We start from the raw sequence: 11,279 nt of genomic DNA, 5'->3' as shown, positions 1-11,279 counted from the left end.
CCGACCTCGCCCGCGCCGCGGCGGCGGGCGACCGCGTGTCCGTCGAGCTGCTGACCCGGGCGGGGCGGCTGGTCGGGAGCCTGCTCGCCACGTTGGTCAGCTTCTACAATCCCGCCCTGGTCATCATCGGCGGCGGCGTCGCCGGTGCGGGGGATCTGTTGCTCGCGGCCGTGCGCGAGTCCGTCTACCGGCGCTCGCTGCCGCTGGCCACGCGCGAACTGCGCCTGGACCGCTCGACGCTCAGCGACCGCGCAGGCCTCGTCGGCGCGGCGTTCATGGTGCTCGACGAGCTGTTCACCGCCGAACGGCTGGCGCGCTGGGTCGAGCGCGGCAGCCCGACGGGCGCTCCCGAGCTGGTCGGGGTGCCGCTGCGCGAACCGCTGTGACGCGCCCGCGCGGGGTCAGCGGCCCTTGCGCGGCTTCTTCTCCCGGACGCGGACACCCAAGCGCACCGGGCTTCCGGTGAAGCCGAACCGCTCGCGGAACTTGCGCTCGATGAAGCGCCGGTACCCCGCTTCCAGGAATCCGGTGGTGAACAGCACCAGCGTGGGCGGCCGGATACCCGCCTGCGTGGCGAACAGCACCTTGGGCTGCTTGCCGCCCCGCACCGGCGGCGGGGTCGCGGCCACCAGGTCGGACAGCCAGCCGTTGAGCTGGCCGGTGGGAACCCGCTGGTCCCACGAGTCGAGTGCGGTGCGCATCGCGGGCGCGAGCTTGCGCACGGCACGGCCGGTCAGGGCGGAGACGTTGACCCGCTCGGCCCACGGCACGCGCACCAGCCCCCGGTCGATCTCCCTGTCCAGTCGCCGCCTGCGCTCGTCGTCGACGAGGTCCCACTTGTTGAACGCCAGCACGAGCGCGCGGCCGGATTCGGCGACGGTGGAGACGATCCGCAGGTCCTGCTCGGACAACGGTTCCCCCGCGTCGAGCAGGACGACCACGACCTCGGCCGCGTCGATCGCCGTCTTCGTGCGCAGCGAGGCGTAGTACTCGGTGCCGCTGGCCGTCTGCACCCGCTTGCGCAGCCCGGCGGTGTCGACGAACCGCCACGTCTGCCCGTCCAGTTCCACCAGCGAGTCCACCGGGTCCACGGTGGTGCCCGCGACCTCGTCGACCACGGCCCGGTCCTGTCCGGTGAGCTTGTTCAGCAAACTCGACTTGCCGACGTTGGGCTTGCCGACCAGCGCCACCCGGCGGGGACCGGACACGGGCCCGTCGAGCTCACGGGGCGCGTCGGGCAGGGCCGCGACGATCTCGTCGAGCAGGTCGCCGGAGCTGCGGCCGTGCAGGGCGCTGACCGGGTGCGGTTCCCCGAGCCCCAGCGACCACAGCGACGCGACCTCGGCCATCAGGCGTTGGTCGTCGACCTTGTTCGCGGCCAGCAGCACGGGACGCCGCGCGCGGCGCAGGACCTTCGCCACCGCCTCGTCGGTGGAGGTGGCACCGACGGTGGCGTCCACCACCAGCAGCACCACGTCGGCGGTGGACATCGCCAGCTCGGCCTGAGCCGACACCGACGAGCGCATCCCGACCGCGTCGGGCTCCCAGCCGCCGGTGTCGACCAGCGTGAACCGGCGCCCGCTCCAGGTGGCGTCGTAGGCGATCCGGTCCCGCGTCACGCCGGGGGTGTCCTGCACCACCGCTTCGCGTCGGCCGAGGATGCGGTTGACCAGCGTGGACTTGCCGACGTTGGGCCTGCCGACGACGGCCACCACGGGCTGTGCGGCGGCCTGGTCGCCGTCGGTCTCGACGGTGTCGCCGGCGATGCCGTCGGCGTCGAGCACCGCGAACTCCGACTCGTCGGACCAGGTGCCGTCCGCCCCCGCGAGAGCGCCGTCGAGAGCGCCGTCGAGGACGCCGTCGTGTTCGGTCATGGGTGTCTGTGTCTCTTCCTCGATCGGGGTGCGCTCGCGGCGCCACCCTGGCTTCGCGCGGGGAATCCGCGTCCTGGCGGTCAGTCGCCCCGGCGCCGGTCCACCGCGGCCACCAGCTCGGCCAGTCCGGAGCGGAGGCGTTCGGTGGCCTCGTCGAGTCCCGCCCGGCCGGGGCCGACATCGAGGGCGAACGGCTCGCCCACGTGGACGTCGACCCGGGTGCGGGCGGGCCACCGTGTTCCCGGTGCCCGTGTTCCCCGTGCCCGTAGTGTCCCCCGCACCGCCACCGGCAGGACCACGGCCCCCGTCGTCCGCACGAGCCAGGCCGCGCCCCGCTGCGCGGAGGCGACGTCCCCGGCTCCTCGGGTTCCCTCGGGGAACACGGCCACCACGCCGCCGTCCCGCAGGACCCCGGTGGCGATGCGCAGCGCGGTGCGGTCGGGTTCGCCCCGGCGCACGGGCACCTGCCCGATACGGCGCAGGGCCGCGCCCACCGGCCCGGTGAACAACTCGTCCTTGACCAGGAACACCGAGCGGCGCGGCAGCATTCCGAAGATCAGCTGCGGTTCGATCAGGGTGCTGTGGTTGGCGACCAGCACCACCGGTCCCGTGCGCGGCACACGGTCCGCGCCCTCCACCCGCACCCGGTACACCGGACGGTAGAGGTGGCGGGCGATCGTGCGGGCCGTCTCGTGCAGCCACGGCACCGCCCCGGGTGGCAGTCCGGTCGTCCCGGTCACCGGCGGGTCTCCGCGATCCCGCCGGAGGCGTGGGTGAGGATGCCGTGCCGGTCCGCCAGTGCCCGCAGAGCCTCGATCACCTGCTCCACGGTCAGCTCGGAGGTGTCCAGCGACACCGCGTCCTCGGCGGGCCGCAGCGGCGAGGTGGCACGGGTGCTGTCGAGCTGGTCGCGGCGTTCGACGGAGGCCTTCGCGTCCGACGGAGTCGAGGCCCTGCCCGCGGCCGAGTCCTGAGCGCTGCGCCGCCGCGCCCGCACGTCCGCCGAGGCGGTGAGGAACACCTTGAGCGGCGCCTCGGGAGCCACCACCGTGCCGATGTCACGGCCGTCGACGACGATCCCGCCCGTGGTGGCCACGGCCTCGGCGATGATCCGGCGCTGGTGCGCGACGAGCAGGCCGCGCACCTCGGGCACGGCGGACACCGCCGACACCGCGCCGTTGACCTCCTCGGTGCGGATCCGCTCGCCCACGTCGGCGCCGTCGAGCGACGCCGTGGGGGTGTGGGGGCTCGTGCCCACACCCACCTCCGTGCGGCGGGCCAGCGACGCGACGGCCTCCGCGTCCTCCGGGTCGATGCCCGCGCGCAGCACCGCCAGGGTGAGCACGCGGTACATCGCGCCGGTGTCCAAGTACTCCGCCCCCAGCGTGGCGGCCAGTGTGCGTGCGACCGTGGTCTTGCCGGTCCCCGAAGGGCCGTCGAGTGCTACCACCCCGCGTAGGGCTCCCGCCACCGAGACCGATCCTTCCCCTGATGTGGTTACCTGCGCGGCCCATTCTGCCTGGCGGTCAGCGGCGGGAAGCATCCAGGCGCTCGGCGAGGTCGTCGACGAGGAGAGTGTCCTCCTCCACCGCCCCCAGGTGGTAGGCGACACCGCCGAACAGCTGGGAGAGCACTGGAGCGGTGATCACCTGGAACAGGCCGGCGAGCAGGATACCCGCCGCGTTCGACGGTTCCAGCTGCAACGCGCTGCCCACCAGGATCAGTAGCAGGCCCAGCGTCTGCGGCTTGGTCGCCGCCTGAAGCCGTGTCGCCAGGTCGGGGAACCGGACGACGCCGAGGCCGCCCAGCGCGCAGAACAGCCCGCCGAGCAGCAGCAGCACGGCGGTGAGCACGTCGAGCACGATCATCCGCGGCCTCCCCACCGTTCGACGAGGCGCACGGCGCTGACCGAGCCGATGAAGCTCAGCAGCGCCACCGACAGCAACAGCGCCACGTTAAGGTCCAGCCCGGACCAGGCCATCCCCACCGCGACACCGGCGACGATGAGCACGAGCAGCACGTCGAGCGCGAGCACGCGGTCGAGGACGCTCGGTCCGCGCAGCATCCGCCACAGGGTCAGCAGCCCCCCGACACTGAGCAGGACGTAGGTCGTCACGTAGACGGCGATCACGAGCCCTCCTCCGATGGGGTCTCCGGCGACTTCTCCGGGGAGACCGGGCGCCGCCCGCGCCGCCGGGCGCGGGCACGCTCGGCGATCCCGTCGGCCTCCTCGGCAGGGCCGAGCGCGCGCACGACCCGGACCTGGAGCTCCAGCGACTGGTCGTGCACCCGGTCGACCTGCTCCCGGGTCCGCACTCCGAGCGAGTAGACGTAGTAGACGCCGTTGTCCCGGTCGATCTGGATGACGAACGTGTCCGGGGTCAGCGAGACGGCCCCGGCCGAGGCGGCGACCACGTGGTCGGTGTCCGACAGCGACGGCACCGCGACCACCGCGGCCCGCACGCGCGGGCCGTAGCGCAGCACCTCAAGGGAGGTGCGCAGGGCCGAGGCGAACAGGTCGACGGCGACGAAGCCGAACAGGCGCAGCAGCCACACCGGCCGGAATCGCGGCAGCCGCCGGGTCGGCAGGGGGAACAGCAGCAGGACCCCGATCGCCACGAGCACACCCATCAGCACGGTGCCCGGCGCGGCCGATCCCCACAGCATCATCCAGACCAGCACCAGCCACAGGAACAGCGCGAGCGAGAACCTGTCGGTCATGACCCGCCTCCGGTGCCGAGTACGGCCTGCCGGTAGGGCGAGCGGGCGAGCAGGTCTCCCGCCGCGCGCTCCCCGATGTCCGACACCGGTCCCGCGCTGCCCGCGATGAGCAGACCGGTCAGCACCATCCCCGCGGCGGCGAGCAGCATGGCGGGCGAGGTCCTACCCGTGCCCACGGTGAGCGTGTCCGAGGGGTCCGGGTCCGGCACCGGGGGCCGGGGCCGTCCCCAGAACGCGGACGTCCACACCTTGCTCATCGCGTACAGGGTGAGAAAGCTCGTCAGGATCGCGCCGCCGGTGACGAGGTAGGCCATCGGGGTGGCGACCTCGATCCCGGCGCGCAGCAGCGCCACCTTCGCCACGAACCCGGAGAACGGCGGGATTCCGGACAGGCTCAGAGCCGGAATCGCGAACAGGAACGCCACGAGCGGATAACTCGACGCGGCGCCGCACATGTCACGCAGTGACGCGGTGCCGGTGTGCCGGGTGAGCAGGCCGCTGGCCAGGAACAGCGCCGCCTGCACGGCGATGTGGTGCAGGATGTAGAGGATCACGCCGACGAGCCCGAGCACCGAGAACAGCGCCAGCCCGAACAGCATGAACCCGATGTGGCTGACGAGCAGGAACGACAGCAACCGGTTGAGGTCGTTCTGGGCGATCGCGCCGAGCGCGCCGACCAGCATCGTCAGCAACGCCACGGCGAGCAGGAAGTTCCAGTCGGCGGCGTTGGAGAACAGCAGGGTCTGGGTGCGGATGACGCTGTAGATGCCGACCTTGGTCAGCAGCGCCGCGAACACCGCCGTGATGGGCGCGGGCGCGGTCGGGTAGCTGTCCGGCAACCAGAAGTGCAGCGGCACCACGGCGGACTTGATCCCGAACACCACCACCATCAGCAGGCCCAGCGTGGTGCGCATGCCGCCGGGGAGGTCGGCGATCCTGTGCGAGAGGTCGGCGAGGTTCACCGTGCCGGTGGCGGCGTAGACCAGCGCCACCATCGTCAGGAACAGCAGTGACGAGGTGAGACTGACGATGACGTAGGTCATGCTCGGCCGCACCCGGTCGGCGGTGGTGTGCCGGGTCATCAGCACGTACGAGGCCGACAGCATCATCTCGAAGGCGACGAACAGGTTGAACAGATCGCCGGTGAGGTAGGCCAGCGAGACCCCGGAGCACAGCACCAGATACATCGGGTGGAACGCCGTGGTGGTGGAGGCGCGGCCGGTGTCGGTGACCCGCTGGCCGATCGCGAACACCAGCACGCCGAGCATCACCACGATGGAGACGAGCAACAACAGCGCGGCGAGCCGGTCGGCGACCAGCGTGATGCCGACCGGCGGCGGATATCCGCCGAGCTGAAGCACCACGGGGCCGGTGGTGTCGGCTCGCACGAGCAGCACGCCCGCCACGACCACGATGAAGGCCAGCACGAGCAGACTCAGTACCCGCTGGGCGGCCGGGACCTGCGACACCGTCAGCGACAGCGCCGCCGCCAGCAGCGGCACGAGCACGGGCAGCGCGACCAGGATGTTCACCGGCTGTGTCCCCCCTCGGTGCGCGCGTCGACCGGGCCTTCCTCCCGCCCGGCACCGGTGTCGCGTGAGCCCGGGGCGACCTCGGCGTCCGCCTCGGCCTGTCGCGCGTCGGCCTCGGCGAGCGCCTGGGCGATCCGGCGGTCCTCCAGGTCGTCCTGCACCTCGTCGTCGCCGAGCAGCACCCACGCCCGGTAGGCCAGGGCGAGCAGGAACGTCGTCAGGCCGAAGGTGATGACCACCGCGGTCAGCGCGAGTGCCTGGGGCAGCGGGTCGGACATCGCCGCGCCGGGGACCAGCCCGACGAACGCGGGCAAACCCGGCGGGCCGCCCGCGACCTGGAGGAACAGGTTCGCACCGTGTCCGACGACGACGAACCCGAGGATCACCCGCATCAGGGAGCGCTGCATCAGCAGGAAGAACCCGGCCGCGTACACGGCGCCGAGCACGACGGTGGTGACGAGGTCGATGCTCACCGCTGATCTCCCTCCCGCCGGTGCCGCCCCGCATCCGGTTCGGCCTCCTGCTCTTCCCCGAGGAACTCGCCGCGCCCCAGCAGCCCCTCGCGTTCCTCTCGTTCGAGTTCGCGCTTCTCGATGCCCGCGCCGAGCGTCCGCAGCAGGTCGAGGACCACCCCGATGATCAGCACGTAGACACCGATGTCGAAGGCGAGATTGCTGCCGACCGCGACCTCGCCGAACACAGGCACGTGCGCCTGCCATTTCGCGCTGGTCAGCGCCGGGTACCCGAACAGCATCGGCACCAGCGCGGTCACCGTCGCCAGCATGAGACCCGCACCGATCACCGCGGGTGGCCGCAGGCGCACGGCAGCGGCCAGCTCCATGCTTCCGCCCGCGACGTACCGCAGCACGAAGGCGAGTCCGGCCACGAGTCCGCCGGTGAACCCGCCTCCCGAGTGGTGGTGCCCGGCGAAGAGCAGGTACACCGACAACACGAGCACGGTGGGAAACACCACGCGCACCCCGACCTCGAGTTGCAAGGACCTGGGCCAGCCCGCGGGGCTGCGCCCACTGCGCAACCACCGCTGCTTCGGGACATCCAGGCTTTCCCACTCCGCCTCGCGGGACCCTTCGCTCACCGGCTCACCTCCGGACCGGCGCCGCGCGTGCCGTCCTCTGTCCCGTCGGCGTGGCCGGACCCCGCACCGTCGCCGTCCTCGCCCGCCTCGGGCGCGGCCTCGGAAGGCACGGGGATCGTACGGTGCCGGCCCCGGGCCAGTGCGAGGCCGAGCGTGGCCGCGCCGGTGGCCGCCACCAGCAGCACGGTGATCTCCCCGACGGTGTCCAGCGCCCGGAAGTCGATGAGGATGGCGTTGACCACGTTGCTCGCCCCGGCCTCGGGTTCGGCCCACGCGGCGTAGGCCGCGCCGATCTCCGACCGCGATTCGCGCAGGCCGGAGAACACCGTCGCGAACACGGCCACGAACCCGCCCGCCGCCACGGCGACGACGGCCTTGCCGATGTCGGCACGGCGGGTGGTCACGTGCGTGCGCACGAACGGCGCCGAGACCCGGCGCAGCACCAGCACGAACACCACCAGCGTGAGGGTCTCCACCAGGAACTGGGCCAGGGCGAGGTCGGTCGCGCCGTAAACGAGGAACAGCCCGCCGATCCCGTAGCCGACAAGGCCCGTCAGCAGCACGGCCGTGAGCCTGCGCTGCGCCAGCGGCAGCGTCAGCGCGGCGATCACCACCAGCACCGACAACGGGAGTTGCATCTCGGTGTGCACCAGCCGCAGCGGGCCCGGCCACACGGAGTCCGTCACCAGTCCCCAGGTCGGGACGACGGCGAGCACGACGAGGATCGTGCCCAGGTACACCGGCAGCGATCCGGTCTGGACCCGGGCGGTGAACCCCGCCGCCACGCGATTGAGCCCGCGCAGGGCCGCGCGGTAGCCGTCGTCGGCCCGCAGCGCCGGGGGAAGCCGTCCCGCCGTGCGGTCGAACACCGCGCTGCCCCGGTACAGCAGGTACCCGCCGACCAGGATGATCACCGAGAGCAACAACGGCGGGGTCCAGCCGTGCCACAGCGCGAGGTGGTAGTCCTGTTTGCCTGCGAAGCGGTCGGCGAACGGTCCGGTCAACCGCTCGACCAGTCCGGGTGCCAGGCCCAGTACCAGTCCCGCCGCGGCGGGCAGGGCCACGGCCGTGGTGAACACCGCGCCCGGCGTGCGCACCGCGCCGGAGCCGCCTTCGCCCACTCCGGGGGAGGAATCGGTCTCACCGGGGGCGGGGCCGGAGCCGCCGAACGCGCCCACCAGGTAGCGCACGGTGTAGGCCGTGGTCAGCACCGAGCCCACGACCAGACCGGTGAGAATGATCAGATCCTTCGTCGTGGCGTGGGTGAAGGCCTCCAGCGCGGTCTCCTTGCCGACGAAACCGAGCAGGGGCGGTACCCCCGCCATCGACGCCGCCGCGAGCGTGGCGAACACCGCGAGCACGGGCCAGCGCCTGCCGAGCCCGGACAGCCTGCGCAGGTCCCGGGTCCCTGTTCCCTTGTCGATCGCGCCGGTGGCGAGGAACAGCGCCGACTTGAACAAGCCGTGGACCAGGATCATCGTGGCCCCCGCCAGTTCGGCGACCCGCGTGCCGACGGCGAGCAGGACCATGAGGAAGCCGAGCTGGCTGACGGTACCGAACGCGAGCAACATCTTCAGGTCGTACTGCCGCAGTGCCCGGTAGCCGCCGAGCAGCATCGTCCACAGTCCCACCACGACCAGCGGCACCCACCATTCGGGCCGGTCGGCGAAGGCGGGGGCGAAGCGCGCCACCAGGTACACCCCTGCCTTGACCATCGCCGCCGCGTGCAGATAGGCGCTGACCGGTGTGGGCGCGACCATCGCGGCGGGCAGCCACGGGTGGAAGGGCACCTGCGCGGACTTCGTGAACGCGCCCACCAGTACCAGCGCCATCCCGGCCGTGGCGGCGGCGCCGCCGGGCGGGTCGGCGACGATCTCGGAGATCCGCAACGTCCCGGCGGCGGTCGAGAGCAGGATCAACCCGAGCAACAGGGCCAGACCGCCGAGGACGGTGACCAGCAGGGCCTGGCGCGCGGACCGGCGCTCCTCCCGCGTGCGCCCGCTGCCGCCGACGAGCAGGAACGAGCAGACGGTGGTGATCTCCCAGAACACGTAGAGCGAGAAGATGTCGTCGGCCAGGACCAGGCCCAGCATCGCGCCCGCGAACAGCACGAGCACGCACGAGTCGCGGCCGATGCCTTCCTCACCCGGCTTCGCGTACCGGGCGAAGTAGACCAACACGATCGTCCCGATGCCGGTGACCAGCACGACCATCACCATCGCCAGCGCGTCCAGGCGCGTGGTGAACTCCAGGCCGACGGCAGGGGCCCACGCCACCGACTCGGTCCTCGGCAGGGACCCGAGCCAGGTCAGCGCCACCACGAGCGCGGCGGCGGGGGGCACCGCGCCGAGCATGAACGCCTGCCGCCCCAACGGCCGCGCCAGCGCAGGCAGCACCGCCGCCACCGCCAGATGGACGACGACCGCGATCAGCACCGTGCCCGGCTACCCCGGGCACGGTGACGGCAAACGGCGGCACGGCGTCGGTTACCGTTGGCATCGTGAACGTCGACGTGACGCCTCTTCCGGGAATCGGGGTGCGCAAGGACTTCGCCCTGTCCAGCGGCCGCCGGGTGGGAGTGGTGACCCACCGCGACGGGCACATCGAACTCATCGTCTCCAAGGCCGACGACCCCGACGCGTGCCTGGCCTCGCTGCCGTTCACGGCCGAGGAGGCGGGCACGCTGGCGAACCTGCTCGGGGCACCGCAGCTCGTGGCGCGACTGACCGAGGAACACCGGGAACTGGCGGGCGTCAGCACCCGGCAGCTCCCGGTCCGGACCGGATCCCCCTTCGACGGCCGCACGCTGGGCGACGCCGCGTTGCGCAGCCGCACCGGGGTCTCGGTGGTGGCGGTGATGCGGGCAGGCCACGTGCACCCCTCGCCCCATCCGGAGTTCGTGTTCACCGCGGGTGACGTGCTCGTGGCGGTCGGGACCACCGAGGGCCTCGACCAGGCCGCCACGATCCTCAGACACGGCTGAGGCCGCCCGTGGACCACACAGCCCTCGCACTGCTCGAACTGGGCGCGGTGTTCTTCGGACTGGGTGTGCTGGGCAGGCTGGCGGGCCGGATCGGCCTGTCCCCGATCCCGCTCTACCTGCTCGGCGGCCTCGCCTTCGGCGAGGGCGGGCTGCTTCCGCTCGGCGACATCTCCGAGTTCACCTCGCTGGCCAGCGAGATCGGCGTCGTGCTCCTGCTGCTCACGCTGGGGCTGGAGTACACGGCCGACGAACTGTTCACCGGCCTGCGCCGGTCCTGGACGGCGGGGCTGCTCGACATCGTGCTCAACGCCGCCCCCGGCGCCGCCGTGGCGCTGCTGCTGGGGTGGGGCCCGCTCGGTGCCCTCGTGCTCGGCGGCGTCACCTACATCTCCTCCTCCGGCATCATCGCCAAGGTCCTCGGTGACCTCGGCAGGCTCGGTAACCGGGAGACCCCGGTCGTGCTGTCGGTCCTGGTGTTCGAAGACCTGGTGATGGCGCTGTACCTGCCGATCCTGACGGCCCTGCTGGCCGGGGTCAGCCTGCTCGGCGGGCTCAAGGCCGTGGGTGTCTCACTCGCCGTGGTCAGCGTCGTCCTGCTGGTGGCGCTGCGGTACGGCAGGTACGTCTCGACGGTGGTCGACAGCGCCGACCGCGAGGTGTTCCTGCTCAAGATCCTCGGCTCGGCGCTGCTCGTGGCGGGCATCGCCTCGGCAATGCAGGTCTCGGCGGCCGTGGGCGCGTTCCTGCTGGGCATCGCCATCTCCGGGCCCACCGCGGAGAACGCGACGAAACTGCTCGAACCGCTGCGCGACCTGTTCGCCGCGGTGTTCTTCGTGGTGTTCGGCCTGCACACCGACCCCGGCGCCATCCCACTGGTGCTGCTGTGGGCGGTGGTGCTGGCGCTGGTCACCACCGCGACGAAAGTCGGCACGGGCTGGTGGGCCGCGCGCCGGGCCGGTGTCGCGTCCCTCGGACGTGCCCGGGCGGGCGCCGCCCTGGTCGCCCGAGGGGAGGTCTCCATCGTCATCGCGGGCCTTGCCGTCTCGGCCGGAGCCGTCGACGGGCGGCTCGCC

Annotated in this window: 13 protein-coding genes; 3 read left to right on the top strand and 10 right to left on the bottom strand. The window is 72.4% G+C overall.

Annotated features, from left to right (window positions below; all coding sequences use genetic code 11):
- Positions 1 to 386, top strand: a 386-nt coding sequence (locus SACSA_RS22510; RefSeq protein ID WP_048876675.1) for an ROK family protein, incomplete at its 5' end; no start/stop codon positions are given.
- Positions 387 to 401: 15 nt separating this feature from the next.
- Here the strand turns inward: SACSA_RS22510 and der are convergent.
- The 10 genes from der to mbhE form a co-directional block, all read right to left on the bottom strand.
- Entirely contained in the window at positions 402 to 1,874 is a 1,473-nt protein-coding gene (gene der, locus SACSA_RS0111050) for a ribosome biogenesis GTPase Der (protein ID WP_019815895.1), read from the bottom strand.
- Positions 1,875 to 1,954: 80 nt separating this feature from the next.
- Positions 1,955 to 2,614 carry a lysophospholipid acyltransferase family protein gene (locus SACSA_RS0111045; RefSeq protein ID WP_019815893.1) on the bottom strand — a complete coding sequence of 220 codons (660 nt, stop codon included), beginning with the start codon at positions 2,612 to 2,614 and terminating at the stop codon, positions 1,955 to 1,957.
- Positions 2,611 to 3,345, bottom strand: coding sequence for a (d)CMP kinase (gene cmk / locus SACSA_RS0111040; RefSeq protein ID WP_028661778.1), 735 nt, complete (start codon positions 3,343 to 3,345; stop codon positions 2,611 to 2,613). Before cmk ends, SACSA_RS0111045 begins: the two co-directional genes overlap by 4 nt.
- 55 nt (positions 3,346 to 3,400) lie before the next feature.
- The gene (gene mnhG / locus SACSA_RS0111035) at positions 3,401 to 3,742 is read right to left on the bottom strand and encodes a monovalent cation/H(+) antiporter subunit G (RefSeq protein ID WP_019815889.1); all 342 of its coding nucleotides are present in this window, start codon (positions 3,740 to 3,742) and stop codon (positions 3,401 to 3,403) included.
- Positions 3,739 to 4,005, bottom strand: a complete 267-nt coding sequence (locus tag SACSA_RS0111030; protein ID WP_019815887.1) for a monovalent cation/H+ antiporter complex subunit F — start codon at positions 4,003 to 4,005, stop codon at positions 3,739 to 3,741. Before SACSA_RS0111030 ends, mnhG begins: the two co-directional genes overlap by 4 nt.
- Positions 4,002 to 4,595 carry a Na+/H+ antiporter subunit E gene (locus tag SACSA_RS0111025; RefSeq protein ID WP_019815885.1) on the bottom strand — a complete coding sequence of 198 codons (594 nt, stop codon included), beginning with the start codon at positions 4,593 to 4,595 and terminating at the stop codon, positions 4,002 to 4,004. Before SACSA_RS0111025 ends, SACSA_RS0111030 begins: the two co-directional genes overlap by 4 nt.
- Positions 4,592 to 6,127, bottom strand: a complete 1,536-nt coding sequence (locus SACSA_RS0111020; protein ID WP_019815883.1) for a Na+/H+ antiporter subunit D — start codon at positions 6,125 to 6,127, stop codon at positions 4,592 to 4,594. The genes SACSA_RS0111025 and SACSA_RS0111020 overlap by 4 nt, the downstream gene beginning before the upstream one ends.
- Positions 6,124 to 6,600 carry an NADH-quinone oxidoreductase subunit K gene (locus SACSA_RS0111015; protein ID WP_019815882.1) on the bottom strand — a complete coding sequence of 159 codons (477 nt, stop codon included), beginning with the start codon at positions 6,598 to 6,600 and terminating at the stop codon, positions 6,124 to 6,126. The genes SACSA_RS0111020 and SACSA_RS0111015 overlap by 4 nt, the downstream gene beginning before the upstream one ends.
- Positions 6,597 to 7,223, bottom strand: a complete 627-nt coding sequence (locus SACSA_RS22505; RefSeq protein ID WP_019815880.1) for an MnhB domain-containing protein — start codon at positions 7,221 to 7,223, stop codon at positions 6,597 to 6,599. Before SACSA_RS22505 ends, SACSA_RS0111015 begins: the two co-directional genes overlap by 4 nt.
- A complete protein-coding gene (mbhE, locus tag SACSA_RS0111005; RefSeq protein ID WP_019815878.1) occupies positions 7,220 to 9,658 on the bottom strand; it encodes a hydrogen gas-evolving membrane-bound hydrogenase subunit E in 2,439 nt (812 codons plus the stop codon). The genes SACSA_RS22505 and mbhE overlap by 4 nt, the downstream gene beginning before the upstream one ends.
- A gap of 65 nt (positions 9,659 to 9,723) precedes the next feature.
- Here mbhE and SACSA_RS0111000 point away from each other — a divergent pair, with 65 nt between their 5' ends.
- Together SACSA_RS0111000 and SACSA_RS0110995 are read left to right on the top strand one after the other, a co-directional pair.
- Positions 9,724 to 10,206 (top strand): cation:proton antiporter regulatory subunit, encoded by a 483-nt coding sequence (locus tag SACSA_RS0111000; protein ID WP_019815876.1) that lies wholly within the window; start codon positions 9,724 to 9,726, stop codon positions 10,204 to 10,206.
- A gap of 8 nt (positions 10,207 to 10,214) precedes the next feature.
- On the top strand, positions 10,215 to 11,279 hold a 1,065-nt coding region (locus SACSA_RS0110995; RefSeq protein WP_019815874.1), incomplete at its 3' end, for a cation:proton antiporter.

This window comes from Saccharomonospora saliphila YIM 90502, from assembly GCF_000383795.1.
GTDB classification, from domain to species: Bacteria; Actinomycetota; Actinomycetes; order Mycobacteriales; family Pseudonocardiaceae; genus Saccharomonospora; species Saccharomonospora saliphila.
This window is presented reverse-complemented; position numbering and strand designations above follow the sequence as displayed.